Genomic DNA, 17,343 nt, shown 5'->3' with positions numbered 1-17,343 from the left:
TTGAGAAAATTAGAGAAGAAAAATTTGTACTGAAAGGATTTTTTCCCTCGCTGATTTCAGAGATTGAGAAGATTATTATATTGCATTAGTTTGATAGAAATCAATCATCCTTTTTAATATTACTAAAAGTTTTAAATATTAAGTAAATAGCCAGAAACTCAACCATCATTCCTGATATTATTAAAGCATTTGCAGAAAAATCTATTTTTAAAAAATGTACCACTACTCCGCCAATTATCAATAGTAAGCCAAGAACAAAAAGTGCGATGTTTAATTTCATATATTTGATTGAATGGCAAATTTAGACAAAAAAGCTGCATATTTTAATAGAAATTAACATCCAAAACGTAAAAAGACACCTTATAGTTTTCATAAATTTCATATTTTAGCAATAAATTTATAAAATAGATTTACAAAATAGATTCAAAAATTTAGTCACTTTTGTAACATCACCTGCAATTTTTATACTTATTCAATAAATAATATAATCTATCATAATGAAAAAAAGAATTATTTCCGCTGCGATGATTGCCTTTCTTGGGGTAATTGCTAGTGCGCAGCAAATTAAATTTGAAGAATACAACTTGCCAAATGGCTTGCATGTAATTCTTCATCAAGACAATACTGCACCAGTGGTAACAACTGGAGTTATGTATAATGTAGGTGCAAAAGATGAAGAAAAAGGCAGAACTGGTTTTGCACATTTCTTTGAGCATTTGCTTTTTGAAGGTACTGCAAACATCAAACGTGGAGAATGGTTTAAAATTGTTTCTTCTAACGGAGGTGCAAACAATGCCAATACCAACAACGACAGAACCTACTATTACGAAACTTTCCCATCTAACAATGAGCAACTGGGTCTTTGGATGGAATCTGAAAGAATGAGAAAATCTGATATCAGCCAATTGGGTGTTGATACGCAAAGAGAGGTAGTGAAAGAAGAAAAAAGATTGAGAATGGACAACCAACCTTATGGAAATCTTTTTACAGAAGTACAAAAAAATCTATTTACAAAACATCCTTACCATTGGTCTACCATTGGATCTATGGATGATTTGAATGCTGCAAAATTAGTGGAATTCCAAAATTTTTACAAAAAATTCTACGTTCCAAATAACGCAACATTGGTTGTAGCTGGTGATATAGATGTAGCACAAACGAAAAAATGGATAGAAACTTATTATGGTTCTATTCCACAAGGAACAGTAGCTCCAAAAAATTTCCCGAAAGATGATCCAATTACTGTTCAAAAAGAAATTACAGCTTACGATCCAAATATTCAGATTCCAGCTTATGTAACGGCGTACAGAACACCAGGAAATCAGGAAAAAGATTCTTATGTTTTGACAATGTTGTCTACTTATCTTTCTGGTGGAAAATCTTCTGTTTTGTACAAAAAATTGGTAGATGAGGAGAAAAAAGCATTGCAAGTTGCCGCTTTCAACCAAACATTAGTAGATTACGGAATTTTTGCATTTTTTGCTTTACCAATGGGAGAAACTTCTAGAGCTGTATTGCAAGGTGACATTGATGCTGAGATTAAAAAATTGCAAACTAATTTAATATCTGAAGAAGATTACCAAAAATTGCAAAACCAATTTGAAAATCAATTTGTAAATTCAAATTCTAGTATACAAGGTATTGCTTCTTCTTTAGCAAGCTACAGTGTAATGAATGGTAATACAAATCTTATCAATAAAGAAATAGATATTTACAGAGGCATCACAAGAGAAGACATCCGCAATGCTGCAAAAAAATATCTGAACCCAAATCAAAGAATCATTCTTAACTACTTACCAGAAAAAAAATAAGATAATGAAGAGAAATTATAAATATATTGCAATGGCTTTCTTGGTTTCAGGAATGCTATCTGCGCAGAAAATAGACATCAATAAGATGCCAACTGCAGGTCCAACTCCTGTAATCAATATTGCACAGCCGAAAACTTTCACACTATCTAATGGTATGCAAGTAATGGTAGTAGAAAACCACAAATTACCTAGAGTTACTGCAAGCATTTCTATGGATAGACCTCCTTATTACGAAGGTAGTATTGTAGGTGTTAGCGATATCATGTCTGATCAATTGGGCAATGGTACTACTACGATGAGCAAAGAAAAATTCAATGCGAGAGTAGATTATCTTGGAGCAAGTTTAAATTTAAGTAGTGGTGGTGCAGGTGCAAACACGCTTTCTAAATATTTCCCAGAAATACTTTCTATGATGGCAGATGGAATGATCAATCCATTGTGGTCTGCAGAAGAAGTAGAAAATTCTAAAAACAGGACTATAGAAAGTCTTAAATCAGAAGAAAAAAGTGCAGACGCAATTGCAGGAAATGTTTCTTCTGCGTTGATCTATGGTAAAAATTCTGCAATGGGTGAATTTCAAACAGAAGAATCTGTGAAGAAAATTACTCTTGCTGATGTGAAAAATATTTACAATAAATATTACGGACCAGACAATGCTTATATGGTTATTGTAGGAGATGTGAAATTTGACCAAGTAAAATCAATGGTTGAAAAAGCATTCAACGGTTGGAAAAAAACAAACGTAAAATATGATGCAATTCCTGCTGCAAAAAACTTAACTACAACAGAAATTGATATCGTAGATGTACCAAATGCTGTACAATCTGTAGTTTCTGTAAATAACGTAACAGATCTTAAGACAAATAACCCACAATATTTTGCTGCAAAAATTGCCAATTACATTCTTGGTGGTGGTGGAGAAGCAAGATTATTTATGAATCTTCGTGAGAAAAATGCATTTACGTATGGAGCGTATTCTTCTTTAAGCACTAGTAAATATGCACCAAATTTCTCTGCATCTTCTAGCGTAAGAAATGAAGTTACAGATAAAGCAGTAATGGAATTCATGAATGAATTAAAAGGAATTACTGGCAAAAAAGTAACTGCAGAAGAACTTTCTAATGCAAAAGCAAAATTGAAAGGAGATTTCATCCGTTCTTTAGAGCAACCTGCAACTATCGCAAGTTTCGCTTTGAGCCTTAAAACTCAAAATTTACCTTCAGATTTTTATACAAACTATTTAAAATCTATTGATAAAGTGACTTTGGATGATGTAGAAAAAGCTGCAAAAACAGTTATTTTACCTGGTAATTCTAGAATTTTTGTTGCTGGTAAAGCTTCAGAAATTTCTGAAGGACTAGAAAAACTAGGTTATCCAGTGAAATACTTTGATAGATTTGCAAATCCGGTTGCAAAACCAGTTGCTCAAAAAGTAAGTGCAGATGTAACTGTAGGTGCAATTGCAGATAAATATATCGCTGCGATTGGTGGAAAAGCAAACGTAGATAAAGTATCTTCTTACAGCATGAACGGAACTATTTCTATGCAAGGACAGACCATCAATATGAAAAAGACTGTTGCTAAAGGTGGAAAAGAGGCTAACTTGATAACAATGGGTGCAATGACTTTACAGAAAGATGTATTCGATGGAAAAGCTGGATATACGGAAGCGCAAGGTCAAAAAACCGCATATACGGCTGAACAAATTGCAGAGAAAATGCAGAATAAAGACGTTTTTCAAGAACTTGGTTTTGCAAATTCCGCAAGTTATAAAGTTGCAGGTATAGAAAAAATCAACGGAGATGATTCTTACGCTGTAAAAAATGATGATACTACGTACTACTACAGTGTAAAAACAGGTTTGAAAACAGGAGAAACTTCTACAGTAAAAACTCCACAAGGAGAAGTGAAAATTCCAACTACATTTTCTGACTACAAAGAAGTAAACGGAGTGAAAATGCCTTTCAAAATTGGTGTAAACCAAATGGGAATGGACATGACTATTGAAATTAGCTCTTACGATGTAAATAAAGCTACAGACGCAGATTTTAAATAAAATCTGTCTTCAAATTATAAATAAATGGCATCTTCGGATGTCATTTTTTATTTATACGCATTTAAATTTTGAGGTTGTGCAAAAATAGTTTATTTTTGCATCTCTAAATAACAAAGAAGAATGAACACAATATTTATATTATTCATGGTGCTAATAGTAATAGCATGCGTACTTTTGGTAATCATCATTATGGCACAAAATCCAAAAGGTGGCGGTTTGTCTGGTACTTTTGGAGGTACATCTCCTGCACAATTTGGTGTACAAAGAACCAATGATTTCATGGAAAAATCTACGTGGACTTTAGGTGGTGTAATAATCGTTTTATGCCTTATGAGTGTGATATTAACTGCAAATCCTGCATTAATAAATGCCTCTACGAAATCTAAAGATGCAGCTCCTGCAAAAACTGAAGCTCCTGCAAATAGCAACACTCCAGTTCAAGCTCCTGCTACAAAATAAATTTATTTTTTTAAAATATAAAAGCGTTTCAAAAATTGAAACGCTTTTTTTTGTAGAATTATCCCCAAAAAGAATCATCCTCGTTAAAGAATACATCCTCCAACCAAGATGTTAAAGACATTTTGTACAAAAGCTCTTCTGACAAAGGTATAAACGAAGAATCAAAGAATTCTACAGAAATTACGGGATTATGTCTATCAATAATCGCTATGTTATTTTTATCATAAAATGGATAATTTATAACATCCTTATTCGTAGTAATCATTTTTCTACCAGAAGCCAAAACTTCGAAGGTTCGCATTGTCAATCCATTCTGAAATGGTTTTTGAATATCCAAAACGGCCTTAGATTTTTGATAAATTTCCGAAATTTGAATGTGAGACAATTCATCATAACTGATTTTAGCTAAATCAATCTTTTTTAAATTTCTATCCAAAATTTTCTTTAATAATAAAACAGATCTAGAATTTGAAAAATAATAAAAATTAGTTATTAAATTTAGTTTCTTAGCTAAATTTTCTACCATTTCACCCACCAAAAATCGATCTGTGTGCGCACTTCCTACAAAGCAAACATCATATTTAAAATCAGTAGTTTCTTGCTTGTTTAGATAAACTTCGTTAAAAAATAAAGGACGAAATTGCATTTTAAATTCTACGGCATCTTTCCGATCAAAAATTAATTTTTTATCAAAATATTGTAGAATATTTGCGATTTTTGGATATTCTGAAATTGGATCATAACCATAATAAATTATTTTTGTTGCTGGATGATCTATTTTGAATTGCTTTAAAAAAAATACTGGTACAGTTTCTCCCTTTATGATCAATAGAAAATCATAATCTTTGGCAGAAGTTTCATTCAAAATATTTTGATAATAATTTCGAATAATTTTTTGATAGAAATTTCTTTTAACTCTAATAATTCCCTTGGTGAAGGTAGAATTAGAAGGTCTTTCGTTATAATAATCTACCGTTGCTCCAAAATTTTGCAATTGCTGTACGATTACTTTTTCATAATTAAAAAAAGCAGCGGAGAAGAAAATTATTTTTTTGCCTTCAAATTTTTTCATTTTCTTAGAAAACCTTTTGCTTTCATTTCATCCAAAGATTGTTGGAAATTATTAGTTTCTAATTTTTGTGTAGAAACCCAATCTGTAAAGCGTTTCAAACCGGTTTCAAAATCTATTTTTGATTCAAAATTCAGATCATTTTTAATACGAGAAATATCTGCAAAATTATGGCGAATATCCCCAATCCGAAATTGTCCCGTAATATTTACGTCAACTTTTTTCTTATAATTTTTAATTAAATTTTCTGCAACTTCAAGTACATTTGTGGAAATCCCAGATCCAACATTGTAGATTTTATGATTAGAAATTTCATTTTCTACAACCAGCTTTATCGCTTCTACTCCATCATCAATATGAAGAAAATCGCGAGATTCTTTGCCATCTTCAAAAATATTTAAATTTTCTCCGTTCAAAATTTGGGTAGAAAAGATCGATAAAATTCCGGTATATGCATTTTTCAAAGATTGTCCTTCTCCGTATACATTTTGAAAGCGTAAAATTGTAGTTTGTATCTCTAAACTTGGGCAAATTGCCTGCAACATTTGCTCTTGTGTTTGCTTGGTAATTCCGTAAATTGAACTTGGATGAATTTTGGAATTTTCATCAGTAGAAACCAATCCTAAAATTTCACCATTTTCTCCACAGATTTCAAAATTTCCGGCAGACATTTCCTCGGGATTTCTATGCTTTGGGTAGCAAAAATTTCCTTTTTCATCCACATATTTCCCCTCTCCATAAACGGCTCTTGTAGAAGCAAGAATTATTTTTTTAATAGAATGTTTTTCCGTCATCAAAACTTCAAGCATTTGCGAAGTACCGAGAATATTGGTTTCTGTGTATTTAGAAATTTCATACATCGATTGTCCGGTTCCAGTTTCTGCAGCAAGATGGATGATGATATCTTGCTTTTTTATAGCTTTTTTCCAATCTTCCTTATTACGAACGTCGCCTTTTATAAATTCTACTTTACCAAGAATATTTTGGTATAAAGAAGAATCTGTTTGTGGATTTTCGCCATGTATTTGCTGAGATAAATTATCTAAAACGGTAATATTATAACCAGATTTCATAAGATATAATGCAAGATTGCTTCCTATAAAACCTGCGCCACCAGAAATGAGAATGTTCTTCAAATTGAAATGTATTAACTATAAACTTTAAAAAATCTAATTTACTAAAAAATAAATTTAAATTTGCAATAAAATAAAATAGCATTGAGATTAATTACATTAGAAGACTTTAAAGATATTTACATCAAATTTCATCAAAGAGGTTTAACTTTTTTATTATCAAAATTATCTTTCAATTCTTATTTGAGAACAAAAACTGCATTCAATGATTTCCATATTGAAGCTTCCAATTTTTGGATAATTCCAGCTGTTCGAGAAAGATGGAATATTTTAATCACCGGCAATGCAGAAAAGACGTACGAAGAATTTATCACAGAAAATTATTTCCAAGATAAAAAACAATTGAGAGTTTTATCTCTTGGTTCTGGTGTTTGCAGCCACGAGATAAGACTTGCAGCACTCAATCCTCATTGGGAAATAGATTGTTTTGATTTTTCTGATGAATTATTAGCAAATGCTAAAAATATATCTGATGGTAAAAAATTGACTAACATCCACTATTTCGCAGAAAATATAATGGAATTTAAGTTTGAAAAAAACAGTTACGACATTGTTTTTTTTCACGCATCTCTTCATCATTTTGACGATATTCCAAACTTTTTCACCAACATCATAAACACTGCTTTAAACAAAACTGGGTATTTAATCATCAACGAATTTGTAGGAAAAAATCGTTTACAATACTCAAAGATTCAAATAGATTACATCAATAAAGCTTTGAAACTCATCCCTAAAAAATATCGGAAAATATTAAAAACGACTTTATACAAAAATAAATATTATAGTTCTGGTATTTTGAGAATGATAATTGCAGATCCGTCTGAATGTATAGATTCTGAAAGCATTTTGCCTATCGTTAATAAAAACTATGAGACGATTTTGGAAAAGAAATACGGTAATAATCTTTTGCAAAGTGTTTTCAAAGATATTGCGCATCATTTTGTACCAGAAAATAATGAAACTTTGTCTTTAGAAAAACAAGAAATCTTAAATAAAATTTTCAAACTAGAAGATGAGTTTTTGACGAATAATCCAAGTGATTATGTTTTTGGAATTTACAGACTGAAATAATTTCAATAGTTGCTTGTAATGAGCAAAAACCAATATATTATTAATAATAGATTTTTTTTGTAGATTTTTTCTATGAATTTGTTCAGATATTATTTAGAACTAAAGTATCATAACTCGATTTTTGAGATGTTAAGCAATATCACTTCCTATAAAATCTGCGCAACCAGAAATGAGAATGTTTTTCATTTTTATTTTCTACAAATTATAGAACGTTCGTTTTCTGCGAATCCTAAATAGTTATCTCCTTCAAAATTTCTAATTTCAGTCTTAAAACCAGCGATTTGAAGCCTCTTGTTTAGTCCGTCTATGGAATAAATCCTTACGTGATTATTTTGTCCGAAGAATTTTCTCTTTCCTGCTTTGAAGTTTTAGTGTAATATTCATAAATTTCACCATGCTTGAAAGGTGTTTGTATCAATAACACTCCATCATTTTTTAAAACTCTATACAATTCTCTCATCGCTTTTTCATCTTTTATAATGTGTTTTAATATATGATAGCAAACAATAACATCAAATTTTTCGTTTTCTGTTTCAATATTCGTGATATCAAAATGATAATCTGCGAGAAATTCATTTTCAAAATCTGAAGGAAAATAATTGATGTCTTTTCTTTCTTTCAAATTTTTATACATAATCCGAAGAGGCGAAAAATCTAAAAATACACCGTTTGCTTTTAAAAATTCACTGTTCAAAAGCATGTACAATCTTCTTGTTCTTGGAATACTACCACAAATTGGGCAGATTTTTTCTCCGTTTTCTAAAGTTGCAAAAGTTTTTAATTTTGTACCGCACAAATTACATTCGTGGCTATTTCCTGTATAAAATGGTAACAATAATTTTCTGAAAAAAACTTCATTTTCTACCAAAAGCTTTTGTGGAATTATTTTTTTCGCAAAGGCTTATAGATAATTATACATGAAAGAGAATTTACTTTTTTAAAAATTGAAAAGTCAAAAATAAGGATAAAATTTTTGAAAAATAAAATTCATTTTTAGAATTTCAATTTTTAAAAATTTCTGATTTGCAGAACCAAAAATTTTATTTTATAAAATATAAAATAGAATATCCATTCAAGAAAACTAATTCTCTTTTGATAATACATTTCCTTTAAATTTTTAAGAAAACCAAGATGCATTTCTTTTAAGTTTGCAGACAAACCAGAAACACCGAAAGTTCTTTTTCCGCCATTTGCAATTACCAATTCTTCATTTAAAAATGACATTTTATTCTTTTCAGAAATTCTTAACCAATAATTAACGTCTTCAGCATACCTTTGATTATCATTAAGATAGCCCGTATTTTCTAAAATTTTTCTTTTAAAAATAACCGTTGAAGGTTGGGTTTCATTTCTAAACAGTAATTTTCGGAAGGTAATTTCCGCAAGATTATTTTTACCAACTTTATAAGGATATTTGATGGTGTGGTTCGTTCTTCTACAGCTTAAAAAATCTATTTCTAAATTTTCAGTAAAAACATCCATTTGTTTTGATGTTTTCTCTGGAAACCAAATATCATCTGCATCTAAAAAAGCAATATATTCTCCATTGCAAATTTTTAAACCTGCATTTCTTGCTGCAGAAACTCCTTTATTTTCTTGATGAAGAAAAGAAATTTTAGCTTCCGGATTTTTATTAATAAATGTTTCAACTAAATTTTTACTGCTATCTGTAGAACCATCATTGATTACAAAAATTTCAAAATTTTCTAAACCGAAAGTTTGATTTAGTACAGATTCCAAAGCTGCTACAATGGTTTTTTCTGCATTGAAAAGTGGGATAATTACAGAAATCATCTTTCAGGTATAAATTTATTTTTATACAATAAAACAAAGCTAATGATAACAAACGGCATAGACATATTGAAAAAGTTTACATCAAAATAGGAGTTTATAAACACATTTTTCCATCCAAAATCTTTCAGATGTAATAAAAATGGTAGCAATGATGCACTGAAAAACAAAATCGCCGACCAAAATGCTATATCTAAAAAGTTTTTTACTTTAAATGATACAAGACAAGCAAAAAAAACAAATAATAAACTTAAAAATAAGGGCTGTTTTCCACCTTGTATTGTGAAGGGATTGTACTTAACAATCATTTGAAAATCTTGCGCATTGTGAAAAAAATAACTTAAAATAAATACATTTATTAGTGAAAATATAAAAACAAATATCAATTTTTGTTTTATTGAGAAACATATAAATGGTTTGAAAAGTAAGATCAACAAAGGTATTACGACAGAAAGTCTAGTAAGAAAAATCAATGCTGTGAAAACTGGAAGCCAAATTGTTCTAAATTTTTCATTCTTTGCAATATATTTCCAGCTCAAAAGAAGAAAGAAAACCAGCAATACAAAATTTGAGAATAAATCGCTTTTCACATAAATTTCCCAAAGATAACTTGGTGAAAATATCAATATCACCAAAGCTAGAAATCTCTGTTTATAATCATCAAAAATTTTAAAAAATAGAAACGCAAAAAGTAAAAAAACGAATGCTTGCAAATATCCAACACTTTCCAATAGTAGATAGAAAGGCATTCCTAAAATAATTAATGTAGGCAAATTAGAAGATTCTCTACCCAAAAAATCTGGAATATTATAAGGATATTGATTATTTAAAATCGCTTTTATACCAACTTCCATCGCAGACCAACGATCTACATTAAGAGAATTGCCATCTACAAAATAATTTACAAAACATACACTGATAAAAAAAATAGTAGCAAATATTATGAAAAACCACTTATAAACATTTTTTTTAAATTTTATTTTCAAATAAATAAAGAGAAAAAAAGTAATTAAAATTAAATATAAAGGAAGAACATATTCTACAAATTTTCCACCATATTTAAAAATAAAAAGAGAATTAACAAATAGATAAATGAAGCCTATTGAAAACTTACTTAAATTTTGAAAATCTTTAAAATTTTTTAATAAAATCATTCACTTATTTTTGAAAATTAATTAAGAACTACTTTCATCATAAGGAATTCTATTTTGTATGGATCTTCCTAATGATATTTCGTCTGCGTATTCTAGTTCGTCGCCTACCGAAATTCCACGAGCGATAGAGGAAAATTTTGCATTGAAATTTTTAAATTTTTTGTAAATGTAATAAGCTGTTGTGTCTCCTTCCATCGTTGCGCTCAATGCAAAAATGATTTCTTGAACATTTTTTTCCAGCTTTTTTTCTATGCTCGTAATATTCAATTGATTGGGACCAACTCCTTCCATCGGTGAAATTTTTCCACCCAAAACCAAATATTTCCCTCGGTATTTTCCGGTACTTTCTATCGCCATCACATCTCGAACGTCTTCTACGATGCAAAGTAAGGCATCATTTCGTTTTTCTTGTGCGCAAATATCGCAAATTTCTGTATCCGAAAAGTTGTGGCATTCTTTGCAATATTGAATATCAATCACCAATTTTTGTAGCGCATCTCCTAAATCTATGGCGATATTTTCTGGTTGTTTTAAGAGATGCAAAGCCAATCGCAGCGCAGATTTTTTTCCAATTCCGGGTAATCCAGAAATTTCTTCTACTGCTTTTGCCAATACTTTGCTCGGATAATCCATGTAGCAAATTTAAGTTTTCAAATTTAATAATCAAAGAAATTAAATCGGGTAAATTTTACTTTAAATATTTTATCTTTACAGAAACAAAATTATAAATGATCTTAAATAACCTCAACTATCCGCTGGATTTCAAATTTAAAATTTCTACTCTTTCGAGTGATTTTAATATTACCGATAAAAATGGCAATTATGTAGCCTACGTTCGCCAGAAAATGTTTAAATTTAAGGAAGATGTGATCGTTTTTAATGATGAATCTCGAAGTAAAGAAATTTTTCGCATTCAAGCAAACCAATGGATAGATTTTAATTCATCTTATTCCATAAAATCTGTAGCAACAGGCGAAAGTTTTGGAAGACTTGCCAGAAAAGGAATGAAGTCTATTTGGAAAGCAAAATACGACATTATCGGTAGCAACGATCAAATGAAATACAGCATTTCTGAAGATAATGGCTGGACAAAAGTTTTTGATAGCATGATTGGAGAAATACCCGTAATTGGCATGTTTACAGGATATTTTTTAAATCCATCTTATAGTGTGAAAGATAAAAGTGGACAGATTTTATTCAGATTAAAAAAAATGCCTTCCCTTATTGGCAGAAGATTTCAGTTGGATAGATTGGTAGATATTCCAGATGAAGATGAGAGTTTGGTGGTGCTTTCTTATTTGATGATGGTCCTTTTGGAAAGAAGTCGTGGTTAAAATTCAGTAAAAATGAAAAAATTTAATTTAGTTATAATACTCTTGAGTTTGTTGGTCGTATTTTCTTGTAAAAAAGATAAAGAAATACTAACGGATGAAGTTCCATCAACCGAAATGGTAGAAGATTCTATGATTGTACAAGATTCTAGCGAGATGGGTTCCAATACAATTCAAACTTTTGCAAGCCCACCAGAAATACAAGGTTGCTCTAGTAAATTTGCTGCAAATGAAAGTGATTTTAAGCAAGGAAAATTTGTATATGTAGATGATTATGGAAACACAGCTTTCGTGAAAATCAATAATAAAATCGTTAAAATATCAATGGAGGAAGGAGATTTTGATCCTTCTGATATTTCAAAAACTTTAAAATCTGAAACTGGAGTTGTAACTATGAAAGGACAGCAAATAAAACAGGTTGGCGAAAGTACTTATTTCAAAGGTGAAATGACGATTGAAAATAAAAACGGTACAAAAAATACAACGCCAATTTACGGGAAATGTGGATGTTGAAATTGATGAATCTTTTAATCTATTATCATTAAATTCAGGCAAAATTAGAGGAATTTGTAATAATTCGAGAAATTAAAATAATTAAACATATGGAAATCAGTCAATTAGAACCAAAAGCAATCTGGAAAAATTTTTCAGCTTTAAATTCGGTTCCAAGACCTTCAAAAAAAGAGGAAAAAGTAATAGCATTTATCAAAAAATTCGGAGAAGATTTGAATTTGGAAACTACAGAAGATGAAGTAGGAAATGTAATCATCAAAAAACCAGCAACTTCTGGTATGGAAAATAGAAAATCCATCGTATTGCAATCTCATTTAGATATGGTTTGCCAAAAAAACAATGATGTAGATTTTGATTTTGATACACAAGGTATTGAAATGGAAGTAGATGGAGATTGGGTAAAAGCAAAAGGCACCACTTTGGGCGCAGATAATGGATTGGGAGTTGCCACAATTATGAGCATTTTAGAAAGTAGCGATATTCCACATCCAGCTTTAGAAGCTTTGTTTACTATTGACGAAGAAACTGGAATGACAGGAGCAAAAGGCTTAAAACCAGGACAATTGCAAGGTGAAATTTTATTGAATTTAGATACAGAAGAAGATGACGAAATAGACATCGGTTGTGCAGGAGGAGTAGATATTACGGCTTCCAAAAATTATGAAGTTTCTGCTGCAACAGGAGAATTTTTAAAAGTTTCAATAAAAGGTCTAAATGGTGGACATTCTGGAATGGATATCATCAAAGGTCTTGGAAATGCTAATGTGATGCTTGCAAGATTTTTATATTTAGGATTGGAAAATCAAAATATTCGCTTGATTTCTATTGATGGTGGTGGTTTGAGAAATGCAATTCCAAGAGAAGCTTATGCCATATTTTCTGTAAAAAATGGAGCAGAATTTGTGGAAGCAGCTGAAATTCTTAAAAAAGAAATTTTTGAAGAATATGAAAGTCTTGAAAAAAACATGATTATTTCTATCGAAAATGTTTCTTCAACAGAAGATGCGCTTTCCGAAGAAGATTCTCGAAATATTACTTTAGCATTGGCTGCGGCGCACAACGGCGTTTACAGAATGAGCCCAGAAGTAGAAAATCTAGTAGAAACATCTAATAATATTGCAAGAATTATATTGAAAGATGGCTCTTTACAAATCATGAATCTTACGAGATCTTCTGTAGAATCTAGCAAAACAAAACTTGCCGAACAATTAAAATCCACTTTTCAATTGGCAGGAATGGACGTTGACTTTGCAGGATCTTATCCTGGATGGAAACCAAGACCTGGATCGGAAATTGTGACTATTATGTCTAAAATCTACGAGAAAAAATTTGGAGAAAAAGCTGCAGTTGTAGCTTGTCATGCAGGTTTAGAATGTGGTATTATCGGTGCAAACTATCCAGATATGGAAATGGTAAGTTTCGGACCAACCATCAAAGGTGCACATTCACCAGATGAAAGAGCGAGTATATCTTCCGCACAAAAATTCTGGAGCTTTTTGAAAGATATTTTGGCGGAAATTCCAGAGAAAACGGCTTAATTTTAATATTTCTTATTTTGAAAATCTTGCAGATTAATTCGTAAAGAAACTGCAAGATTTGCAAAATTTGCGTCTGTACAGCAACAAAAAATCCCACAAAATAGCGGGATTTTTTTTTATATTTTAAAAGTCAGTCTAGAATTTTCCTCTATGTCGCATTGTTGGGTTGTGCATATGCTTTTGCATAGATGGCATTTTAAGTTGATCTTTCATTTGCTTTATTTGCTCCGTCATCATTCCAGCAGAATCTAGCTTTTTAGCTTCTTCCAAAAGTTTTGTACCTTCTTGTCTTCTTCCTTTTGAGATGGCGTTTGCCGCAAGGTTTAATGTTGCCATTGCTCTATCTTGCTTCATATTTAAGCCATATTCCAAGGCTTTTTTCATATATGGTTCTACTTTTTGTGGGCTGTCTTGGGCAAATGTTAAGCCTTGTAAATAATGAAAATAGCCATATTGAGTTTTGTGCAATTGCGTTTTGTAATTGGTGATTTTATTCAGCCAACCACCAGCTTTTTCAATATTTTGTTTGCGGAAAAACCAAAAAGAAATTAAAATCAATTCATTTTTGAAAAATAGAAATATTGGAAATGCAGAAAGTAAAAATACTACAATTCCCCATCCAATTTCACGGGTGAAAAACATCATGTAGATTCCAAGACCTATCAATATTGCGGCTAAAACGAGTTTTATATATTTGTTCATAGTTTATTTTAAAGTGGTGCAAAGGTAAGAATTTTGTTTAAATTTTCTCCAAAGGTTTTATTCTTTCATACGTCTGAAAACAAAAAGGAAGATTATTTTTTTCATCCGGTTCATGGCAAGTTTCTTCTATCTTTTTCCAAATTTTAAGATCAACTTTTGGAAAAAAAGTATCTGCTTCCTTTTCTACATCAATAATTGTAACTTCTAATCTGTCTGTAAAATCTAATGTTTGTTCATAAATAGTACCACCACCGATAATAAAAATATCTTCATCTATTTTTTTGGAAAATTTTAGCGCTTCTTTAATATTTCCGACAATTAAAATACCTTCTTGAAACCAATCTTTCTTTGATGAAATAACAATATTGGTACGATTGGGCAACGGTTTTCCAATGCTTTCGTAGGTCTTTCTTCCCATGATTATTGGATGACCAGAAGTGAGTTCTTTAAAATGTTTAAGATCTTTTGGAAGATGCCAAAGCAATTGATTTTCAAAACCAATCTCGTTGTTTTTTCCCATTGCGACTACAATTGTTGTCATGCTATTTATTTTAATGCAAAAATAACTTTAATATTTGCGACAACATAATTTATTTGATAAAGAAATAATCAACTTTTTATACCCAAAATATATTGCGACAGCTTGCAGCCCGACTTGAGCGGAATTCCTTTTTTGAATAAAAAAGAATGAGAGCGGAAGGCGGATTATGCTGCCCAAGAAACTAAATAATTAAGAAATATTCAAAAATAATAGTAATTAAAATTAAAATTATCTCGACTTTTTATACTATCAATCTTCTTAATTCGTATATTTGAGATTGAAAATAGACTAAAATCACAAAAAACTATGAAAAATAAAGGATGCTTAAGCGCAGGAACTATCGGCATTGCGCTATTGGTAATAGGTGCCATCGTTTTCTTTTGGGGCACAAAAGGATACAATGATTTTGTTTCTAAAGAGCAAAATGTGATCACAAAATGGAGTAACGTAGAAACCGTATATCAAAAAAGGGCCAATTTAATTCCCAATCTTCAAAATGCGGTAAAATCTTATTCAAAATTTGAACAAGAAACTTTAACAAAAGTGGTTGAAGCTAGATCTAAAGCTACGGGCATTAACATTGATCCCAGCAACATGACGGAGCAAGACATGGCAAAATTTCAAGCTGCGCAAGGTGAATTAACTGGTGCATTGAGCAGATTGATGGTAGTGGTAGAAAAATATCCTGATTTGAAAGCGGATCAACAATATTTAAATTTTCAGCGAGAATATACGGCTATAGAAAACAGTATTCGTACGGAAACAGTGTATTTTAACGAAGCTGCACAAGATTACAATACGACCATCAAGCAATTTCCGAACAATATCATCGCGAATTTTACCAATTTTAAAGAAAAACCTCAGTTTAAAGCTGATGCAGGCGCTCAAAAAGCACCAGATGTATTTACGGAATAATGAGTAATTTCCTCACCAATATAGAAATGGATTCTTTGGTTGAAACCATCAAAACTGCAGAAAATAATTCTACAGGAGAAATAAGAATTCACATCGATTCCAACACGGATGATCGCAATGCAGAGGTCGCGTTTGAAGTTTTCAAAACGCTTTGCAAAGATAAAACTGCTGAAAAAAATGCGGTACTTTTTCACGTGAATTTTGAGCAAAAATATCTTACAATCATCGGTGACGAAGGTATTAGCAGATGTGTAGATCAAAAATTTTGGGATGTGATGCACGATTATATTACCGCAGAATTTGCAAAAGGAAATTTCTACAAAGCACTAAAAAGTTCTGTATTGAAAACTGGAATAGAACTGAAAAATCATTTTCCAATAACGGGAGAAAATCCTAATGAACTTCCAGATGAGATTACCTTCTCTTAAATTATTTTTTATTTTAATCATTTTGTGTTTTCAATTTTTGGGAGCACAATATACCATTCCGGCAAAACCTCAAATTTTATATCCTGTTTACGATGAAGCTGGACTTTTAAACGCTTCTGAAAAGCAATCTTTAAACGATAAACTCATCAAATTTTCAGATTCTACTTCTACGGAAATCGAAGTGATCATCATTAAATCTACGAAAGGTGAAGATGTAAATTTTCTCGCAACACAATTCGGAGAAAAATGGGGAATTGGGCAAAGCGCAAAAGACAATGGTTTTGTATTTTTAATCGCTACGGAAGACCGGAAAATGTCTATCCAACAAGGTAGAAACGTGGAGCAATACCTAACTGCCTCGGTTGCTGGTCAAATTTTAGATTATATTGTAACACCAAATTTCAAGCAAGGACTTTGGTACGAAGGCATCAATCGTGGTACTTCTGCAATAATGGAAGCTGTACAAGGTAAATTTAAGCCAGAAACTGTCGTAAAAGATGAGGAAGGATTGAGCTCATTTGAAATACTATTGATATTATTTTTTGCTCTTCTAATTTTCAGTCTACTATTTAAAAATAAGGGCGGCGGCAGAAATAACGACGATGATGATGATGTGATTCTTTCCAGACGCGGAGCCAGAAATTTTCCAGGCGGATTTTTTCCCTTCCCAGGAAGTTTTGGTGGCGGCAGATCTAGCGGTGGAGGTTTTGGTGGTGGTGGTTTTGGCGGTTTCGGTGGCGGCGGAAGTTTTGGCGGAGGTGGTGCTTCTGGAGGTTGGTAGAAAATTTGGAAATATTTAAAATAATTGTTTCTATATTTGTAATATACATC

At 31.2% G+C, this 17,343-nt stretch carries 19 protein-coding genes; 10 read left to right on the top strand and 9 right to left on the bottom strand.

The window, feature by feature from the left end; genetic code table 11:
• Positions 1-100: 100 nt before the first annotated feature.
• Positions 101-280 carry a hypothetical protein gene (locus HNQ03_RS02295; protein ID WP_173778031.1) on the bottom strand — a complete coding sequence of 60 codons (180 nt, stop codon included), beginning with the start codon at positions 278-280 and terminating at the stop codon, positions 101-103.
• Between the two features lie 217 nt (positions 281-497).
• On the opposite strand from HNQ03_RS02295, the gene HNQ03_RS02290 reads away from it, so the two are divergent.
• From HNQ03_RS02290 to secG, 3 genes are all read left to right on the top strand, one after another.
• Positions 498-1,811, top strand: coding sequence for a M16 family metallopeptidase (locus HNQ03_RS02290; RefSeq protein WP_173778030.1), 1,314 nt, complete (start codon positions 498-500; stop codon positions 1,809-1,811).
• Positions 1,812-1,815: 4 nt separating this feature from the next.
• A complete protein-coding gene (locus tag HNQ03_RS02285; RefSeq protein ID WP_173778029.1) occupies positions 1,816-3,867 on the top strand; it encodes a M16 family metallopeptidase in 2,052 nt (683 codons plus the stop codon).
• Positions 3,868-3,987: 120 nt separating this feature from the next.
• Positions 3,988-4,326 carry a preprotein translocase subunit SecG gene (gene secG / locus HNQ03_RS02280; RefSeq protein ID WP_173778028.1) on the top strand — a complete coding sequence of 113 codons (339 nt, stop codon included), beginning with the start codon at positions 3,988-3,990 and terminating at the stop codon, positions 4,324-4,326.
• Between the two features lie 58 nt (positions 4,327-4,384).
• Here the strand turns inward: secG and HNQ03_RS02275 are convergent, their stop codons facing one another.
• The gene (locus tag HNQ03_RS02275) at positions 4,385-5,398 is read right to left on the bottom strand and encodes a CgeB family protein (protein WP_173778027.1); all 1,014 of its coding nucleotides are present in this window, start codon (positions 5,396-5,398) and stop codon (positions 4,385-4,387) included.
• Positions 5,395-6,531, bottom strand: coding sequence for an NAD-dependent epimerase/dehydratase family protein (locus tag HNQ03_RS02270; protein ID WP_173778026.1), 1,137 nt, complete (start codon positions 6,529-6,531; stop codon positions 5,395-5,397). The genes HNQ03_RS02275 and HNQ03_RS02270 overlap by 4 nt, the downstream gene beginning before the upstream one ends.
• Before the next feature lie 81 nt (positions 6,532-6,612).
• On the opposite strand from HNQ03_RS02270, the gene HNQ03_RS02265 reads away from it, so the two are divergent.
• Positions 6,613-7,599 (top strand): class I SAM-dependent methyltransferase, encoded by a 987-nt coding sequence (locus tag HNQ03_RS02265; RefSeq protein WP_173778025.1) that lies wholly within the window; start codon positions 6,613-6,615, stop codon positions 7,597-7,599.
• A gap of 319 nt (positions 7,600-7,918) precedes the next feature.
• Here HNQ03_RS02265 and HNQ03_RS02260 read toward each other — a convergent pair whose 3' ends face one another.
• The 4 genes from HNQ03_RS02260 to recR form a co-directional block, all read right to left on the bottom strand.
• Positions 7,919-8,434 (bottom strand): class I SAM-dependent methyltransferase, encoded by a 516-nt coding sequence (locus HNQ03_RS02260; RefSeq protein ID WP_226927414.1) that lies wholly within the window; start codon positions 8,432-8,434, stop codon positions 7,919-7,921.
• A gap of 173 nt (positions 8,435-8,607) precedes the next feature.
• Positions 8,608-9,393 carry a glycosyltransferase family 2 protein gene (locus HNQ03_RS02255; RefSeq protein ID WP_173778024.1) on the bottom strand — a complete coding sequence of 262 codons (786 nt, stop codon included), beginning with the start codon at positions 9,391-9,393 and terminating at the stop codon, positions 8,608-8,610.
• Entirely contained in the window at positions 9,390-10,544 is a 1,155-nt protein-coding gene (locus tag HNQ03_RS02250) for a hypothetical protein (RefSeq protein WP_173778023.1), read from the bottom strand. The genes HNQ03_RS02255 and HNQ03_RS02250 overlap by 4 nt, the downstream gene beginning before the upstream one ends.
• 21 nt (positions 10,545-10,565) lie before the next feature.
• Complete coding sequence (gene recR / locus HNQ03_RS02245) at positions 10,566-11,177, bottom strand: recombination mediator RecR (protein ID WP_173778022.1); 612 nt, start codon at positions 11,175-11,177, stop codon at positions 10,566-10,568.
• A gap of 95 nt (positions 11,178-11,272) precedes the next feature.
• Between recR and HNQ03_RS02240 the strand changes: the two genes are divergently transcribed.
• The 3 genes from HNQ03_RS02240 (at position 11,273) to HNQ03_RS02230 (ending at position 13,926) form a co-directional block, all read left to right on the top strand.
• On the top strand, positions 11,273-11,878 hold the full coding sequence (locus HNQ03_RS02240) for an LURP-one-related/scramblase family protein (protein ID WP_173778021.1): 606 nt from the start codon (positions 11,273-11,275) through the stop codon (positions 11,876-11,878).
• A gap of 12 nt (positions 11,879-11,890) precedes the next feature.
• On the top strand, positions 11,891-12,388 hold the full coding sequence (locus HNQ03_RS02235) for a hypothetical protein (RefSeq protein ID WP_173778020.1): 498 nt from the start codon (positions 11,891-11,893) through the stop codon (positions 12,386-12,388).
• An 89-nt stretch (positions 12,389-12,477) separates the two neighbouring features.
• Positions 12,478-13,926, top strand: a complete 1,449-nt coding sequence (locus HNQ03_RS02230; protein ID WP_173778019.1) for an aminoacyl-histidine dipeptidase — start codon at positions 12,478-12,480, stop codon at positions 13,924-13,926.
• A 135-nt stretch (positions 13,927-14,061) separates the two neighbouring features.
• On the opposite strand, the gene HNQ03_RS02225 is transcribed toward HNQ03_RS02230, so the two are convergent.
• The gene (locus tag HNQ03_RS02225; RefSeq protein ID WP_173778018.1) at positions 14,062-14,628 is read right to left on the bottom strand and encodes a DUF2892 domain-containing protein; all 567 of its coding nucleotides are present in this window, start codon (positions 14,626-14,628) and stop codon (positions 14,062-14,064) included.
• Between the two features lie 37 nt (positions 14,629-14,665).
• Entirely contained in the window at positions 14,666-15,169 is a 504-nt protein-coding gene (locus HNQ03_RS02220; protein WP_173778017.1) for a dihydrofolate reductase, read from the bottom strand.
• Positions 15,170-15,475: 306 nt separating this feature from the next.
• Here HNQ03_RS02220 and HNQ03_RS02215 point away from each other — a divergent pair, with 306 nt between their 5' ends.
• From HNQ03_RS02215 to HNQ03_RS02205, 3 genes are read left to right on the top strand one after another with little or no spacing between them, the layout of a single operon-like run.
• Entirely contained in the window at positions 15,476-16,084 is a 609-nt protein-coding gene (locus tag HNQ03_RS02215; RefSeq protein WP_173778016.1) for a LemA family protein, read from the top strand.
• A complete protein-coding gene (locus tag HNQ03_RS02210) occupies positions 16,081-16,512 on the top strand; it encodes a TPM domain-containing protein (protein ID WP_173778057.1) in 432 nt (143 codons plus the stop codon). The genes HNQ03_RS02215 and HNQ03_RS02210 overlap by 4 nt, the downstream gene beginning before the upstream one ends.
• Complete coding sequence (locus HNQ03_RS02205) at positions 16,493-17,293, top strand: TPM domain-containing protein (RefSeq protein ID WP_173778015.1); 801 nt, start codon at positions 16,493-16,495, stop codon at positions 17,291-17,293. Before HNQ03_RS02210 ends, HNQ03_RS02205 begins: the two co-directional genes overlap by 20 nt.
• Positions 17,294-17,343 lie beyond the last annotated feature (50 nt).

This window comes from Frigoriflavimonas asaccharolytica, assembly GCF_013294015.1.
GTDB classification, from domain to species: domain Bacteria; phylum Bacteroidota; class Bacteroidia; order Flavobacteriales; family Weeksellaceae; genus Frigoriflavimonas; species Frigoriflavimonas asaccharolytica.
This window is presented reverse-complemented; position numbering and strand designations above follow the sequence as displayed.